12 protein-coding genes are annotated in these 16,947 nt (G+C 71.7%); 8 read left to right on the top strand and 4 right to left on the bottom strand.

What is annotated here, in order from left to right:
• The first annotated feature begins 603 nt into the window (after positions 1-603).
• The 6 genes from P9K36_RS24565 (at position 604) to P9K36_RS24590 (ending at position 7,267) form a co-directional block, all read left to right on the top strand.
• A complete protein-coding gene (locus P9K36_RS24565) occupies positions 604-1,404 on the top strand; it encodes a MetQ/NlpA family ABC transporter substrate-binding protein (RefSeq protein WP_278306157.1) in 801 nt (266 codons plus the stop codon).
• Positions 1,404-2,561, top strand: coding sequence for an ATP-binding cassette domain-containing protein (locus P9K36_RS24570; protein ID WP_278306158.1), 1,158 nt, complete (start codon positions 1,404-1,406; stop codon positions 2,559-2,561). Before P9K36_RS24565 ends, P9K36_RS24570 begins: the two co-directional genes overlap by 1 nt.
• Before the next feature lie 90 nt (positions 2,562-2,651).
• Positions 2,652-3,305: a methionine ABC transporter permease gene (locus P9K36_RS24575; RefSeq protein ID WP_278306159.1), complete on the top strand. Its 654-nt coding sequence runs from the start codon at positions 2,652-2,654 to the stop codon at positions 3,303-3,305.
• An 89-nt stretch (positions 3,306-3,394) separates the two neighbouring features.
• Positions 3,395-4,639 (top strand): SfnB family sulfur acquisition oxidoreductase, encoded by a 1,245-nt coding sequence (locus P9K36_RS24580; RefSeq protein WP_278306160.1) that lies wholly within the window; start codon positions 3,395-3,397, stop codon positions 4,637-4,639.
• A 10-nt stretch (positions 4,640-4,649) separates the two neighbouring features.
• Complete coding sequence (locus tag P9K36_RS24585; protein ID WP_278306162.1) at positions 4,650-5,888, top strand: SfnB family sulfur acquisition oxidoreductase; 1,239 nt, start codon at positions 4,650-4,652, stop codon at positions 5,886-5,888.
• On the top strand, positions 5,888-7,267 hold the full coding sequence (locus P9K36_RS24590) for an LLM class flavin-dependent oxidoreductase (RefSeq protein ID WP_278306163.1): 1,380 nt from the start codon (positions 5,888-5,890) through the stop codon (positions 7,265-7,267). The genes P9K36_RS24585 and P9K36_RS24590 overlap by 1 nt, the downstream gene beginning before the upstream one ends.
• On the opposite strand, the gene P9K36_RS24595 is transcribed toward P9K36_RS24590, so the two are convergent.
• Positions 7,255-8,469 (bottom strand): transporter substrate-binding domain-containing protein, encoded by a 1,215-nt coding sequence (locus tag P9K36_RS24595; protein ID WP_278306164.1) that lies wholly within the window; start codon positions 8,467-8,469, stop codon positions 7,255-7,257. The two genes, P9K36_RS24590 and P9K36_RS24595, sit on opposite strands and share 13 nt — an antisense overlap.
• A 1-nt stretch (position 8,470) precedes the next feature.
• Positions 8,471-9,493 carry a helix-turn-helix domain-containing protein gene (locus tag P9K36_RS24600; protein WP_236952740.1) on the bottom strand — a complete coding sequence of 341 codons (1,023 nt, stop codon included), beginning with the start codon at positions 9,491-9,493 and terminating at the stop codon, positions 8,471-8,473.
• Positions 9,494-10,019: 526 nt separating this feature from the next.
• Between P9K36_RS24600 and P9K36_RS24605 the strand changes: the two genes are divergently transcribed.
• On the top strand, positions 10,020-14,480 hold the full coding sequence (locus P9K36_RS24605; RefSeq protein WP_278306165.1) for a S8 family serine peptidase: 4,461 nt from the start codon (positions 10,020-10,022) through the stop codon (positions 14,478-14,480).
• Positions 14,481-14,526: 46 nt separating this feature from the next.
• The gene (locus P9K36_RS24610) at positions 14,527-14,724 is read left to right on the top strand and encodes a hypothetical protein (RefSeq protein WP_043348020.1); all 198 of its coding nucleotides are present in this window, start codon (positions 14,527-14,529) and stop codon (positions 14,722-14,724) included.
• A 190-nt stretch (positions 14,725-14,914) separates the two neighbouring features.
• Here P9K36_RS24610 and P9K36_RS24615 read toward each other — a convergent pair whose 3' ends face one another.
• Both P9K36_RS24615 and P9K36_RS24620 read right to left on the bottom strand, forming a co-directional pair.
• Positions 14,915-15,280 carry a response regulator gene (locus P9K36_RS24615; RefSeq protein WP_043759537.1) on the bottom strand — a complete coding sequence of 122 codons (366 nt, stop codon included), beginning with the start codon at positions 15,278-15,280 and terminating at the stop codon, positions 14,915-14,917.
• Complete coding sequence (locus P9K36_RS24620; protein WP_043348026.1) at positions 15,277-16,767, bottom strand: HWE histidine kinase domain-containing protein; 1,491 nt, start codon at positions 16,765-16,767, stop codon at positions 15,277-15,279. Before P9K36_RS24620 ends, P9K36_RS24615 begins: the two co-directional genes overlap by 4 nt.
• Positions 16,768-16,947: the final 180 nt, after the last annotated feature.

The following is a 16,947-nucleotide window of genomic DNA, read 5'->3' on the forward strand; positions in this document are numbered from 1 at the left end:
CGGGAGCCTACATTTTCGTGAGTCAGGGCCGTACGCGCCGTCGAGCCGGGAAAGTGTCGCGAAAACAGACACTCGATGTCTTCTCGCGCGACAGATCTGCGGGGATCGCCGTCGGCCGTGGACGCGGACGTCGGGCGCGGTCCCCAGGCTGTGCCGGCGTCGCCTGGGGGCCGCCCAACGGGGCACGGAATCCTCCCGCGCAGGCTCATCCCCCGGATCCAGGGCTATCGGTCGCGGCCTGTTCGCGGACGAACGCGGTCTTGGATGAGCCACGGTTCGTGCTCGATGACCGGTACGGTCCCGATCCGACGGGCACTGGTCCGGTCTCGTCCGAGACGAGGATCGAGAGGCGCCGTACGGGATGCACGCAGCATCCGCATCCCCCTGACCGGGCCTTCCGGAGATCTTTCATGTCGCCAAACAATCATCTTTGGAATTTCGGATCGCGTCGAGCTGATCTAGACTTTCTCAAGAAGCTCATCCGGACAAGATTGTGCCTGTCGAATCGAGGGATCGCCCGCGCCTGCGCGTCGGATGTCGACCGTTGTCTCGCGGCTCCACATCCGGAATTGCCCGATCATTGCCCCGCCGGAGTCCTGCCCGATGAAGATCCTGCGTCTCCTCGCCGTCGCGGCGCTCTGCCTCGGCGCATCCTCCGCCGGGGCAGAGGCCCTCCGGATCGGCGTCGTGCCCGGGGCCTACGGCGATGCCGTCACGGTGGCGGCCCGGGAGGCCAAGGCGGAGGGCCTCGACGTGAAGGTGGTCGAGTTCAGCGACTGGACGACGCCCAACGTCGCGCTCGATGCCGGCGACATCGACGTGAACTTCTTCCAGCACCGCCCCTTCATGGAGAACGCGGCCAAGCAGAAGGGCTACGCGTTCGACATCGTCGGGCAGGGGATCCTGTCCAATATCGGCCTGTACTCCCTGAAGCATAAGCGCCTCGACGAGATCCCGGTGGGCGGGTCGGTGGCGCTCGCCAACGATCCGGTGAACCAGGGCCGCGGCCTGCTGCTCCTCCAGAAGGCCGGGCTGGTCAGGCTGAAGGACGGTGTCGGCTTCCTCGGCACCCTCGACGACATCGTCGAGAACCCGAAGAAGCTGCGATTCACCGAGGTCGAGGGACCGCAGCTCGCGCGGATCACCGGCGATGTCGATCTCGCGCAGGGCTATCCGCATTTCATCGTGGCGGCCGGAAGCTTCGACCCGACCAGCGGGCTGATCTATTCCGGCATTGAGGACAAGCTGTTCACGGTCAGCTTCGTCACCAAGACGGCCCGCAAGGACGACCCGGCGATCCGGAAGTTCGTGACCCTGTTTCAGAATTCGGACGCCGTGAAGCGGCAGATCCGCAAGTCCTTCGCCGACAGCGACAAGCTCTACCTGCTGGCGTGGCAGAACTGATGGCCGGCCTCGTCTTCGACAGCCTGCACACTCCGGGCACGCCGGTCGCGACCGGACGGCGGAGTCCGGGCGCCGCGGCCACCGCCCCAGGTCCGGCCGCAGCGCCCGGCCGGAGGCCCGGCACGGTACGGTTCGAGGCGGTCTCCAAGACCTATCCGTCCGCCGCCGGACCGGTCCGCGCGCTCGACAGCGTCGACCTCGCCATTCCGGCGGGGGCGATCTTCGGCATCATCGGCCGCTCGGGGGCGGGCAAGTCGAGCCTCTTGCGCATGGTCAACCGGCTGGAGGCGCCCACCTCCGGCCGGGTTCTGGTCGACGGCGCCCCCGTCGATGCCCTCGACACCGACGGGCTCGTGGCCCTGCGCCGGCGCGTCGGCATGATCTTCCAGCACTTCAACCTGCTGGCGGCCAAGACCGTCCGGCAGAACGTGGCGCTGCCGCTGACGGTCGCGGGCGTCCCCAGAAGCGCGATCGGCCCGCGGGTCGCGGAGGCGCTGCGCCTCGTCGGCCTGGAGGACAAGGCCGACACCTACCCGTCGCGGCTCTCCGGCGGCCAGAAGCAGCGGGTCGGCATTGCCCGGGCCCTCGTGAGCGATCCGGAGATCCTGCTCTGCGACGAGGCGACCTCCGCCCTCGACCCGGAAACCACGCTGGCGATCCTCGACCTGCTGCGCGACATCAACCGGCGCCTGGGGATCACCATCATCCTGATCACCCACGAGATGCACGTGATCCGCGAGATCTGCAGCGACGTGGTGGTGCTGGAACGGGGCCGGGTGGTCGAGACCGGGCCGGTCTGGCGCGTCTTCGGGGCGCCCGAGCACCCGACCACGCAGGCGCTGCTCGAACCGCTGACCCGCGGCCTGCCGCCGGATCTGGCGGACCGGCTGCAGCCGCTGCCGACACCCGGCGGATCCGCGATCCTGCGGATCACCTGGGCCGGGCAGGGGACGCCGGATCTCTCGGGCCTCGCCGTGGCGGCCGGCACGCCGGTGCGCCTGCTCCAGGCCGGCATCGAGCGGATCCAGGGCCACGCGGTCGGCCGGATGCTGGTCGCCGTCCCGGGCGCGGATCCGGACGTGGAGGCGCGCCTGCGGGCGCTCGGCGGGGCCGTCGAGAGGCTCGGCTACGTCGCCCCGGAAGCGGAGGCGGGGTGAGGCGACGATGGGCCGCCTTCCCCGCGGACCCCGGCAGAGACTCCGCCGCGCAAGCGGTTCCCCCTCGAACCCACCGACCCGGAGCCCCGCATGACCCCGCAGATGATCGACCGCCTCTGGCAGGCCTTCCTCGACACCGGGCTCATGGTCGGGGTCTCGGCCGGGATCGCCGTGCTGGCCGGCCTGCCCCTGGCGCTGTTCCTCGTCATTTCCGGGCCCGGCGGCATCGTCCCGGCACCGGCGGCCAACCGGGTGGTCGGGGCCGTGGTCAACGGCTTCCGGGCCGTGCCGTTCATCGTGCTACTGGTGGCGCTGATCCCGTTCACCCGGCTGGTGGCCGGCACCACCATCGGCGTCTGGGCGGCCATCGTGCCGCTCGCGGTGAGCGCCACCCCGTTCTTCGCCCGGATCGCCGAGGTCTCGCTGCGGGAGGTGGATGCCGGCCTGATCGAGGCCGCCCAGTCCATCGGCTGCCGACGCCGGCACATCCTCGCCCACGTGCTCCTGCCCGAGGCGCTGCCGGGGATCGTCGCGGGCTTCACCATCACGGTGGTGTCGATGATCGGCGCCTCCGCGATGGCCGGGGCGGTGGGCGCGGGCGGCCTCGGCGACGTCGCCATCCGGTACGGCTACCAGCGCTTCGACACCACCGTGATGATGGCGGTGATCGCGATCCTGATCGCCCTCGTGTGCGTGGTCCAGTTCGCGGGCGACACCGCGGTGCGGCGGCTCCGGGCCCGCTGACGGCCCCGCGCCCCGGCAGGAGGCGGCCCACACCCGAGGCCGCATCCCTGAGGCTGAACCCGTGAGCCTGCACCCATGAGCCTGCACCCATGAGCCTGGACATGGACGAATCCGTCGCCGACGGGGCGGCCGAGCCGATGCCCCCGCCGCCGTCGCCCCCGCACCGGATCGGATCCGACGCCGAGGCGATCGCGGCCGCACAGGCCGTGGCCCGGATCTTCGCGGCGGGCGCGGCCGAGCGCGACCGCGACCGGCGCCTGCCCTGGGGGGAGATCGCGGCCTTCACCGACAGCGGGCTCGGCGGCCTCACGGTGCCGCGGGCCCATGGCGGCGCGGAAGTCTCGTACGCGACGCTGGCCGAGGTGTTCACGATCCTGGCCGCCGCCGACGGCTCGGCGGCGCAGATCCCCCAGAACCAGTTCGGCGTCCTGGCGCTGGTCGCGGTCGCCGCCAGCCCCGCCCAGCAGGCGCGGATCTACCGCGACGTCCTCGCCGGCCACCGGATCGGCAATGCCGGCCCCGCCCGCAACGGCAAGGCGATCACCCGCGTGGAGACGCGGCTGACATCCGGGCCGGCGGGCCCGCGCCTGAGCGGCCACCGCTTCTATTCCACCGGCGCGCTCTTCGCCCACTGGATCCCGACCCGCGCGGTCGGCCCCGACGGAGGACCGCTCCTGGTCTTCCTGCGCCGGGACGCCCCGGGCGTGCGGGTCGTGGACGACTGGCAGGGCTTCGGCCAGCGCACCACGGCGAGCGGCAGCGTGATCTTCGAGAACGCCCCCGTCGAGGCGGATCTGACGATCGACCTCGCGCCCCTCGCCGGGCGCCCGGGCCTGTTCGGGCCGATCTCCCAGCTGATCCACGCGGCGATCGATGCCGGCCTCGCCCGGGGCGCAGTCGCCGCGGCCCTCGACTTCCTGCGCACCCGGACGCGGCCCTATCCCTTCACCGCCGAGACCGTCGCGGAGGATCCCCACATCCTCGGCGAGGTCGGACGGCTCACGGTCGACCTCCACGCCGCCGAGGCGGTCCTGGCCCGGGCCGGCCGGACCCTGGACCGGATCGCCGCGGCCCCCGTCACCGCCCAGAGCGCGGCCGAGGCCTCGGTGGCGGTGGCGCAGGCGAAGATCCTCACCACCGAGGTCGCCCTGGAGGCCTCCGAGCGGCTGCTCGAACTCGCCGGCGCCTCGGCGACCCGCGACGGGTACAATCTCGGCCGGTTCTGGCGGGATGCCCGGGTCCATACCCTGCACGACCCCGTGCGCTGGAAGTACCACCTCCTCGGCAACCACGCCCTGAACGGCGTGCTGCCGGCCCGCCACCAGTGGAACTGAGGATCGGGCCATGCCGCTCCAGCCCCACGAGACCGCCTTCACGCAGGCGCCCGCACCGCCGCGCCCGGTGCCGGTGATCGCCGACGCCGCGGCGGCGCTGGCCATCGCCGACACGCTGGCGGCCGCGTTCGCGGAGGCCGCGGTCGCGCGCGATCTCGAGCGGCGCCTGCCGGTCGCCGAGGTCGAGCGCTTCAGCGAATCCGGCCTCTGGGCGATCACGGTGCCGAAGGCCTATGGCGGCCCCGGCCTCGACAGCGCCACGGTCGCGCAGGTGATCGCCCGGATCGCCGCGGCGGACGGGTCCCTCGGCCAGATCCCGCAGAACCATTTCTACGCCCTGGAGGTGCTCCGCAACGGCGGCACCGAGGCCCAGAAGCGCGACCTCTACGGCCGCGTCCTGGCGGGCGAGCGATTCGGCAATGCGCTGGCCGAGATCGGCGCGCGGGACCACACCCGCCGCACCCGGCTCGTGCGCGATCCGGCCGGCTGGTTCGTCGAGGGCCGCAAGTATTACTGCACCGGCTCGCTCTATGCCCACCGCATCCCGACGCTGGTCGAGGCCGAGGAGGCGGGCCGCACGGCCACCTACCTGGTCTTCATCCCCCGGGACGCGCCGGGCGTGACCCTGGTGGACGATTGGGACGGGTTCGGCCAGCGGGTCACCGGCTCGGGCTCGGTCCTGTTCGAGCGGGTCGCCGTGGAGCCCGGCTGGGTGGTGCCGTTCCAGGCCTCGCTGGAGCGGCCCACCGCCATCGGCCCCTTCGCGCAGATCCTGCACGCCGGGATCGATCTCGGCATCGGCGAAGGCGCCTTCGCGGCGACGCTGCCCTTCGTGCGGGACCGCGCCCGGCCCTGGATCGATTCCGGCGTCACCCGAGCGAGCGAGGATCCCCTGACCCTCCACGCGCTGGGCGACGTCCAGGTCCGCCTCGCGGCGGCCGACGCCCTGCTGACGCGGGCCGGCCGCTTCGTGGACGCCGCGCAGGACGCCCCCGATGCGGACAACGTCGCGGCGGCCTCCGTGGCGGTGGCGGAGGCCCGGGCGGCGAGCCACCGGGCGGGCCTGCGGGCGGCCAACGCGCTCATCGAACTCGGCGGCACCTCCGCCACCGACCGGGCCGAGGCGCTGGACCGCTACTGGCGCAACGTCCGCACCCACACCCTGCACGATCCGGTGCGCTGGAAGTACCACTGGATCGGCGCCTACCACCTCGACGGCCGGCTGCCGCCCCGGCACGGAGCGCTCTGATGGCCGCCCAGAAGAAGCAGATCCTGTTGAACGCCTTCAACATGGCCTGCGTGGGCCACATCAATCACGGGCTCTGGACGCACCCGCGCGACCGCTCGTCGGCCTACAACACGCTGGGCTACTGGACCGACCAGGCGAAGCTCCTGGAGCGCGGCCTGTTCGACGGCCTGTTCATCGCCGACATCATCGGCGTCTACGACGTCTACGGCGACGGCATCGACGTGACCGCCCGGGAGGCCGTGCAGCTCCCGGTCAACGACCCGACCGTGATGATCACCGCCATGGCGGCGGTGACCGAACATCTCGGCTTCGGGGTGACGATCAACGTCCACCAAGAGGCGCCCTACACCTTCGCCCGGCGCCTCTCGACCCTCGACCACCTGACCGGCGGCCGGATCGGCTGGAACATCGTCACCGGCTACCTCGACAGCGCCCACCGCGCCCAGAGCGGCGGCACGTTGCCGGCACACGACCGGCGCTACGACTATGCCGACGAGTATCTGGAGGTTCTCTACCGGCTCTGGGAGGGCAGCTGGGACGACGCCGCCATGCGCCGCGATCGGGCGGCCCGGGTGTTCAGCGATCCGGCCCATATCCGCAAGGTCGACCACCGGGGCGAGTTCTTCGCGGTCGACGGCTACCACCTGTCCGAGCCGTCGCCCCAGCGCACGCCCGTCCTCTACCAGGCGGGCGCCTCGGGCCGCGGCCGCGCCTTCGCGGGCCGCCACGCCGAGTGCGTGTTCATCTCCGCCCGCGACACGGCCACCGCCCGCGAGTCCGTCCGCGCCATCCGGGCTGAGGCGGTCGCGGCCGGCCGCAATCCCGACGACGTGAAGGTCTTCGTCGGCCTCGCGGTGATCCCCGGCCGGACCCGGGCGGAGGCCGAGGCCAAGCGGGACGAATACCTGTCCTACGCGAGCCCGGAGGCGGGGCTCGCGCATTTCTCCGCCTCCACGGGGATCGACTTCGCCCGCTACGGCCTCGACGAGGCGATCCCCTACGCGCCGGGCAACGCCATCCAGTCGGCCACGGCGGCGGCGGCCAAGCGCGGGCTGACGAAGCGCGACCTCCTGGCCGAATTGCAGCTCGGCGGCCGCTACCCGGTGCTCACCGGCGACGCGGTCGCCATCGCCGACGAGCTCCAGGCCTGGATCGAGGAGGGCGAGGTCGACGGCTTCAACCTCAGCCGGATCGTCGTGCCGGAGAGCTTTTCCGACTTCATCGACCTCGTGATCCCGGAACTGCAGGATCGCGGCCTCTACAAGACCGCCTATGCCGAGGGCTCACTCCGGGCGAAGCTCTTCGGCCAGGGGGACCGGCTGCCCGCGCGCCACCCGGCCGAGGCCCACCGCCACCGCGGCGCGCCTCAGCGATCCTGAGCCTCGCCGCTCTCGGAGCCGAACCAGCGGCTGTAGATCTCGTCGTAGCGGCCATCCTCCCTGAGGCCGAGGAGGGCTTGGTTGACGCGCTTGCGCCGGGGGTCGTTCGCCGCGAACAGGATGCCGTAGGCCTGCCGGTTGAAGGCCGGCCCGATCAGGCGCAGCGGCGCGTGGCCGGGCTGCGTCGCGTAGTAGCTCAGGGCGGGGGCATCGTAGACCACCGCGGCGACCGTGCCGGCCTGCAGGGCCGCGCAGGCCTCCTCCAGGCTCGCGAACCCCACCGGCGTGGCGAAGTGGTCCGCCAGATAGGCGACCGACGTGGTGTGGGCGACCGTGCCCACCCGCTTGCCCGGCAGATCCTGCGGGCCGTTGATCGCGCCGCGCAGGCGCTCCACCGTCGCCGTGCTGGTCAGGCCGGCGGTGAACCACGCCACCAGGGCGATGCAGGTGAACAGCCAGACCACCGTGATGGCCCGCGCGAGGGGGCTGCGCGGCATCTCCTCCGCCTGCGCGGCGAGGCTGCTCAGCGCCCACCAGAGGACGTGGGCGAAGCCGTGCGCCGGCCGCGCCCGCGCCGCCATGCCGCCGGGATGGCGGCGTTCGAGCCACCAGATCAGCGCCGCCACCGCGAGGATGAGGGCGGCGAGCCCCAGGAGGACCTGCAGGAAGGTGGCGTCGCTCAGGAGCGCCCGGAGGGCCCGGCCGGTGGCCGAGCCGGTCGCGTCCGGCGCCGCCGGGACGGCGATGCGCAGGCCGGTCTCCAGCATCGTGACCGAGAAGTCGAACCGCCGCTCGCGCTCCGCGGTGATCGACACCGCCGCGATGGCGAGGTCCGCGCGCCCGTCCGAGACCGCCCCGAACAGCGCCGGCAGGTCGTCGACGCGGACGAAGGCGGTCCGGACGCCCAGCTCCCGGGCGATGGCGTTCCAGAGATCGATGCTGAACCCACGCAGCCGGCCCTCCGCCTCCATGACCAGGGGCGGCACCGGATGCGTCGCGACCCGCCACGTCTCGGGATCGTTCGTGCGGAGCGCGAGGGGCGGCCCCTCCGACACGCCCTCGGATGCCGCCCGAGCCGTGTCCCGGGTCTCGGCGTGCAAAGGGTCCGCGGCGAGCGGCACGGCGGCCGCGAGGCAGAGGCAGAACGCCACGACGCCCGCAGGCGCGACGGCGCGCCGTCGACCGGTGGACGGGCGCGGCATGTCAGAGGCTCTCGATCCAGTTGCGCAGGACGGCCCCGGGCGCGGGGTCGGGGTGGGCGTCCAGGCGCTGGGACGCATCGCTGGGGATGAAGCCGAACCGGCGCTTGAACGCCCGCCGGAAGGTCCGCTCGTCCGAGAAGCCGACCGCGAAGGCGACCTGCGAGATGCGCAGGGGCTTGGACGCATCGTCGCGCACGAGCATCCGCATCGCCGCCATCAGGCGCCGGTCGCGGATATACGCCACGATGCCGTTGGGGGCGAACAGGCGGTACAGGGTCGAGCGCGACAGGCCGAGCCGCGCCGCGACCAGGGCGGGCGTCAGCTTCGGGTTGCCGAGTTCCGCCTCGACGAGGCGGCGGACGCGGATCCGGACGTCCTGGTTCTGGGACGGGCGCCCCTCCTCCTGGCCGCGCAGCCAGCTGGCGCAGAGCTGGGTGATCGCCGTCGAGGCCGCCAGGGCCTCGCGCCGGTCGAGGAGGTCGCCGCAGGCGACGACGTTGGCGACGAAATTGTGGACCAGCCGCCCGAACGGGTCGCCGTCATGGTCGAGGGGGCGGCCGTGCAGGGCGTCCGGGTGGCAGCCCTGCTTCTCCAGAAGCGCGCGGGGGATCACGACGTTGGTGGCGTCGACCGCGCCCGCGACGATGCGCACGGGCTGGGCGAGATCGAAGACGATGCACTGGACCTCGTTCACCGGGCCGGTGCCGTGATCGGTCTCCACGCGGCTCTGCCCCCGGCGGTAGAACTGCAGCAGGATGTGATCGAGGCCCTGCTGGCCGATCATCTCCCGCGTCCGCACGAGGGTGTGCGCCGGCGCCACCACGTCGCCGACCAGCAGGTCGCCGAGATGGTAGCTGCGCATCGCGATCGGGATGGTGAGATCGGTCTCCGGGCGGAAGCTCACGTCGAAGATGGGCGCGAGATGGTCCTGCCAGGCCCGGCCGAGCGCCTCCGGATCACCGGGCGGCTCGAACCGCAGGCAGGCGACCTCGCCGCCCGGGGCGTCGCCGCCGGCGGGTGCCACGTCCGGGTCCCGGTTTCTCTCCTCGGAAGACATACGTGGAGCCTGACACCTGCTGTTAGCGCGACCGATGAAGAACGAGGGCCTGCCCCAAGGTGACGCGTGGCAACGCGGTCGGGTCGTCCCGCACGTTAGCCGCGTCCATCCGGACAGTCCTCCTATCTCCCGCCGACCCGAGCAGCTGTACACTGTCGTTTGTCGCTGCGGCGTGCGATTCGACGCAGGTGTCGCCCGACCGGGCCGCAGCGGGCCCAGCATCGGAGGATTCTGACCTGCGCGCCGGTGGGATGGTTCCTTCCGTCTCAGAAAGGGGGATCCCCGTTTCAGAATGTTACGCGCGGCGCAGAGTGTGGCTGCAATGTGATAGTTCGTTAAAGCCGCATTTTCTAACCCCCGCGCAAAGTCTGTGACAGGCATGACGGGGGTCAGTCCGATGGTCCAACAGTATAGCGACGTCGAGCATGCGACCGGATCCTGTGATCCGAGCAAGAGCACGGGCGCCGGAACGCGACGGTGCGGCCCCGTCCGGATGGGATTGCTGGTCGGCAGCTCGCTCGCCACGCTCGCGCTGGCTCTGGGACCTGTGGCGGCGCAGACCGTGCCGGCGCGCTCGCCCTCGACTTTCGGACTGACAGCGGCTGATTTCTCGAACTGGTCGGCTTACCAAGGTGATTGGGGGCTCGCCGCGATCAATGCCGCGACGGCTTACGCGCGTGGCTATACGGGGCTCGGCGTCTCGGTGGCAGTTGTCGATAGCGGCATCGACCCCAATCACCCGAAATTTGCTGGGCGGATATCGTCTGCCTCTCGGAACTTTTGGCTCACCGATCCCCCTGGAGCGATCCGCAGCACTCTTCTCGTCGACCTCAACAGTCATGGGACGCACGTTTCAGGAACGATTGGGGCATCTGCAGCCGGCGGCGAGATGATGGGCGTCGCTTTTGAAAGCACGCTGCTCTCACTGAATGCGATCATGGGCCCGGCCGAGGCCAATTTTATCAAGCAGAGATTGGGCCTCAACGAAATCTCGACCGATGCCAATGCCGCGGTTGATTTCGCGGCAGCCAATGGGGCGCGAGTTCTCAATGGCAGCTATGGCCCCTCCTTGCCGACCAAGCTCATTCTCGATGATAACGGCAATGTAATATCTAATCCTTATTACGTTCAGCTGAAAATACAATCATACGAATACGGTGACGCACTGGCGGAGTACAGCGCCCTCAAACGTGCCGCAGACAAAGGTATGCTGCTAGTCTTTGCGGCTGGCAATGAGCGTGAAGATCAGGAAAAAGTCGCCATCAATCCGACCGGCGTTGCGTTCTATCCTTTCATACGTCCAAGCAACGCAAACAGCGGCGTCTATCAGCTCAATGATGGTCAAAATCGGCCGATCGATCAGTCGAAGGTCGATTTTTCCGACTTGTCAGGCTACATCGTTTCAGTCGTCGCAACTGACAAAAACAATCAAATCGGATCTTTCAGCAATCTATGCGGCGTGACAGCAGCTTGGTGTATAGCCGCGCCCGGCGTGGGTATCTACTCGACCGTTCCGGGCGGCGGATACGGGTTGAAAAATGGTACATCGATGGCAGCGCCGCACGTCTCCGGTGCCGCAGCCGTCCTGTTTCAAGCCTTCCCATTCCTGACGGCGCCGCAGATCGCCCAGACCATGTTCACCACCGCCACCCATCTCGGTGACGGGCCCGCCGACGCCCCGAACGCCACCTTCGGCTGGGGCCTGCTCAACCTCGGCAAGGCGATCGACGGTCCGGGCCAGTTCACCTCGACCTGGACGGTCAACACCACCTATAACGGCCAAGCCTATTACGGCCGCTTCGCCAACGACATCTCGGGCGTCGGCGGCCTGATCAAGACCGGGCTCGGCACCCTCGAACTCGCCGGCACCAACAGCTATGCCGGCGGCACCGCCGTCTACGGCGGCACCCTCGCCGTCTCCCGCGACGCCAACCTCGGCGCCGCCGGCACCGGCCTGACCCTCGGCGGCGGCACCCTCGAGGTCCTGGCCGACGGATTCGCCACCGCCCGCCCGCTCACCCTCTCCGGCCCCGGCACCCTGCAGATCGACGGCGGCACGTCCACCTTCGCGGGTCCGATCGCCGACGGCAGCCAGCCGGGCGTGCTCGTCAAGACCGGATCCGGCACCGCCGTCCTGTCGGCCGCCAACACCGTCACCGGCGGCGCCCTGGTCGGCGCCGGCACCCTGACTCTGACCGCCACCGGCAGCCTCACCGCACCGGTCCGCGTCGGCCCCGCGGCGCGCTTCCTCAATGCCGGCCTGGTCTCCGGCGGCGTCGGCAATCTCGGCGTCCTGGGCAACAGCGGCACCATCGCGGGCGGCCTCGCCAATGCCGGGCTGGCCCTCAACACCGGCACGATCACCGGCGGGGTGGCCAACACCGGCAGCCTGGCCAACAGCGGCGCCCTCGCGGGCGGGCTGACCAACACCGGCACAGCCCTCAACACCGGCGCCATCGCGGGCGGCGTGGCCAACACCGGCAGCCTCGCCAGCAGCGGCACCATCGCGGGCGGCCTGACCAACACCGGTACAGCCCTGAACACCGGCGCCATCGCGGGCCGCGTGACCAACACCGGCAGCCTCGCCAGCAGCGGCGCCCTCGCGGGCGGCCTGACCAACACCGGCACCGTGCTGGCCAGCGCCGGCCGCATCGACGGCGCCATCGCGAACAACGCCGGGCTGCTCGCCGTCTCCGGCAACGTCGCCAGCGATGGCACCCTCGCCAACGCCGCCGGCGCGACCCTCGCCGTCACCGCAGGCGGCCGCTACAGCCTCGCCGGGCCGCTCGCCAATGCCGGCATCGTCGTCCTCGCCCAGACCGCCAGCCTCACCGCGCCGGCCGGCTTCGGCAATGCCGGCCTCGTCGCCAGCGACGGCACCCTCACCACCGACCTGACCAATACCGGCCTCGCCCGCCTGTCCGGGCAGCTCAACGGCGCGCTGACCAACACCGGGCTGATCCAGGTCACCGGGCCGCTGGCCGGCCTCACCACCCTGACCAATGCCGGCGCCCTCGACCTCAGCGGCGGCGCCCTCACGGTGGCGAGCCTGTCCGGCCCCGCCTCCGCCGTCCTGGGCAACGGCGCCCTCACGGTCGCCGGCCCGGCCTCCACCACCTATGCCGGCGCCATCCTGGAGACCGCCAGCCCCACCAGCCTGACCCAGGCCGGCACCGGCACGCTCACGCTCACCGGCACCGGTCGCTTCTCCGGCCCGACCACGATCCAGGCCGGCACGCTCGCGCTCAACGGCCTCTGGGCCTCGCCCGTGACGGTGGCCGCCGCCGGCACCCTGCGCGGCATCGGCACGATCGCCGCCCCGGTCACGGTGGCCGGCGCCCTGCGGCCGGGCAACTCCCCCGGCACCCTCCCGGTGCTCGGCCCGGTGGCCTTCGCCCCCGGCAGCCGTCTCGGCCTCGACATCGACGGACCCGGCACCGGCACGGGTGCCGGCAGCTACGCCCGGCTCCTGGCGCTGGGGGCCACCGGCACGGTGTCGGCGGGGGGCACCCTCGTGCCGGAGCTGCGCGGCCTCACCGGCAACGCCACCAACGGCTTCACCCCGGCCCTCGGCCAGCGCTTCGGCGTGCTCACCGCTCAAGGGGGGCTGTCGGGCTCGTTCACCGGCCTCGCCCAGCCGACGACGGGGCTTCCGGCCGGCACGCGCTTCGACGCCCTCTACGCCGCCACCGGCCTCGACCTCGTGGTCACGCCGGCGGCCTACGGCAACCTCGCCGGGCTGGGCCTCCCCCAGACCGGCAACGCCCAGGCCGTGGGCGCGGCGCTGGACATCGCCCGCCCGGCCGCCGGCACCCGGCCGGACGCGGCCCGGGCGCGGGTCTACGATCCGCTCTACGCGGCTAGCCCGGCCACCCTGCCGGGCGGCCTGGCCAGCCTGTCGGGCCAGAGCTACGGCGACGCGGTGATGACCGATCTCTCCGCGCGCCGGCTGATCGCCGACGCGATCGACCGGCACCAGCGCGGGCTGGGCGGCGGGACGGCGGCGTTCGGCGCGGGCGATCCGGGCCTGGGCCCGAACCGCACGGCGCTGCAGGTGCGCGGCGCCGCCGGGGTGCCGGACCAGCCGCTGGCGGTGGGCGAGGGCCGGGTCTGGGCGGACGCGCTGTACGGGTTCGGCGACCGGGCCGGCGATCGGGCGGCCTCGGGCGCCGGTTACGGCACGGGCGGCCTGCTCGTGGGCGTCGACCGGCAGGTCGGGGCGGAGACGCAGGTGGGCGGGGCGTTCAGCTACCTGCGCGAGACCGGCACGTCGCGGGGGGCGGGGCTCGGCCGGTTCACCACGGACAGCTACGGCGGCAGCCTGTACGCGCAGACGCGTCTGGGGCCGGTGGTGCTGCGCGGGACGGCGGGGGTGTCGTACGCGGACGGGCGGATCGACCGGACGGTGGCCCTGGGCACGGCGGTGTCGCAGGCGAGCGGGCTGGCGTCGGGCTGGAACGGCGGGGTGGCGGGCTTTGCCGGGTACGCGCTGGCCGTGGATCTGCCGGTCGAGGTCGTGCCGGAGGTGGGGTTCAGCTACGACCGGCTGACGCGCGGCCGGGTGGCCGAGCGGGGCGGCCTGGTGGGCCAGGGGTTCGGGGGCCAAGGGTTGGGCGGCCAGGGATTCGCGGTGGCCGATCTCGACGCAGCGCGCAGCCTCGTGGGCGGCCGCGTGGCGAGCGTGGCCTTCGCGGGCGTGCCGGACCTCCGGCTGGAGGGTCGGGCCTATTGGGCGCACGAGCTGGCCGACACTTACGCGGTGGTCCGCTCCGGCCTGTTCGGGGCGCAGTTTGCCGCCCGCACCAGCGCCCTCGGCCGGGACGGGGCGGTCCTGGGGGTGAGCCTGACCGGGCCGGTGGCGGACGGCGTGCGGTTGACCCTGGGCTACACCGGTGACGTGCGTCCGGGCGCCACCGCCCAGGTCTTCGCCGCAGGCCTCCAGGCCGCATGGTGAGGCACGCCGACCGCACGCAGGCCGGCGCCGTGCTCCGGAGAGAGGCATGCAGGACCGCAGAGAATCGGGCGATCCGTCGATCGAGGCCGAGCCGGCATCGCGCCGGCCCGGCCGGTTGCGGCGGCTGGTCGATCTGCTCGAAGGGATCGAGCTGTTGGTCCAGGCGGTTCGGCTGGTCGGATGGCTCCTGAGAGGATTGTGGCTGGCCGCCGGGGCCCTCGTGCGCGCCTTCGGGGATCGATGAGCCGCACGGCGGCCCCACCATCCCCGCCGATGCATGGCCGCTCCGTCCGAAGCCCGTCTCGTGTCGTTCGGGACAGTAACGGCGCTCCGATGCAGAGCGGCGCGCAGGCGGAGATGTTTCACGGGAAACACCCGCCCGATTGGCCGAAGCCCCGACAACCGGGTCCGGCGCGGACGCGGGACCCGGTGCTTCAGCCGAACAGCGCGCGCGCCACGATCTGCGGGTCGAGAGGTTTCTGGCAGAGGGCCACGGCTCCGTGGAGGGACGGCACCGCGACCGGATCGTAGCCGGTCGCGAACAGGAACGGCACACCCCGCGCGTACAGCGCGTCGGCGACGGGATAGACGAGCTCGTCCTGCAGGTTGATGTCGAGCACCGCGGCGTCGATCGCGGCCGTGCGGGCGATCAGCGCCAGCGCCTCGCCGACACTGGGCACCGGTCCCAGCACCTGGGCACCGCTCGCCTCGAAGCCGGATTTGAGATCGATGGCGATGAAGTAGTCATCCTCGACCAGCAGGACCCGCCTGCCGGCCAGCGGGCGTGGAGTCGGGGTCATGCGGGGCTGCCTGCGGCTTCTCCGTCGGGGAGGGGAATGTTGATCGCGCAATAGAGCGCGGTGTCGCCGAGTTCGTAGCTGGTGGTCGCCTTGAGGGCATAGGGGAGGGCGTGCTCGATCAGTTCCCGCCCGTATCCGCCCCGCGGCGGCGCGTCCGCCGAATCCGGTCGACGGACGAGACCGTCCTCCACCCATTCCACCAGCAGCCGGCCGCCGCCATCGTCCGCCCGGTAGGTCCGCCACGTCACCGTCAGGCGCCCCTCCTCGCTGGTGAGCGCGCCGTATTTCAGCGCGTTGGTGGCGAGTTCGTGCAGGGCCAGCGCGAAGGTCTGCACCGTCGCCTTACGCAGCCGCACCACGGGGCCGTGGAGCCGGATGCGCCCCTGCATGGCCGGAGCGTCGAGGGCGGCGAGTTCCGTCTCGATCAGGGCGCGGAGCGTGATCGGCTCCTGATCCGAGCGGGAGAGGAGGCCCTGGACCCGGGAGAGGGCGGACAGGCGGTCGTTGAAGCGCTCCCGGAACGTCTCGCCGGGCCCGGTCTGAGCCATCGTCTGCTGGGCGATGGAGCGCACGACGCCGAGCAGGTTCCGGGTCCGGTGCTGCAGTTCGGCGACCATGACCTGCTGCCGCTCCTGAAACTGGCGCAGATCGTCGATGTCGGTCGAGGTTCCGAGCCACTCGACGATCCGGCCCTGCGCGTCGCGGACCGGGGCGGCCCGGGTCTGGAACCAGCAGAAGCGCTGCTCGGCCGCGTTGCGGAGCCGGTGCTCGAAGGAGAGGTGGCCGCTCACCGGAGCCTCGCGCCAAGCGGTCTCGGCCGCCGCGTAATCGTCCGCATGGACCGCGTCCAGCCAGCCCCAGCCCCGGCTCGTCGCCTCGGTCTGACCCGTATAGGCGTGCCATTGCGGGCTGGACCAGATGCAGGCACCGTCGATCGCGGCGCGCCAGACGAGCTGCGGGATGCCCTGGGCGAGGGTGCGGAACAGCTCCTCGCTCTCCCGCAGGCGGCGCTCGGCCAACACCCGCTCGGTGCTTTCGACCACGATGGCGATGACCCCGGCGGGCCGACCATCCGCGCCGAAGACCGGCGAGTAGTCGAGGTTCATCCAGACCGGCTCGGGCTGGCCGTAGCGGTGCAGGGTCAGTTCCTGGTCCTTGTAGGAGAGCGTCCCGCCAGCCAGTCCGACACGCATCACGTTGTCGTTGAAATCGACGATCTCGGGCCAGCCCTCGCGCACCTTGGAGCCGAGCAGCTTGGGATGGCGCGCCCCCGCGAAGACGGAATAGGCATCGTTGTAGATCATGATGCCGTCCTCGCCCCACAGCAGCACGATCGGCACCGGCGATTGCAGCAGGGTGCTGACCGTGAAGATCAGGCTCTGGGGCCAATCCGCCAGGGGCCCCAGCGGCGTCTGCGTCCAATCATAGGTCCGGACCAGGTCCGCGAGTTCGCTGCAGCCGGCCGAGAAGATGCAGGCCTCGCTCATGCGGTGACCGACTGAAGAGGCTCCAGCCCGGGCGAGCGCCGCGGGACTCGAGCGGGGACCGTTCCGCGACCGGCCCGGGGGCGGCCCGTCGTGCAGATCATGACCAGGTACTACACAGCCCCGGGGCTTGATAGGGGCGCCCTCATCGTCGAAGCGGCCATCGGCTCCGGGTCTTGCGAC

The organism is Methylobacterium sp. 391_Methyba4 (assembly GCF_029691625.1).
GTDB classification, from domain to species: Bacteria; Pseudomonadota; Alphaproteobacteria; order Rhizobiales; family Beijerinckiaceae; genus Methylobacterium; species Methylobacterium fujisawaense.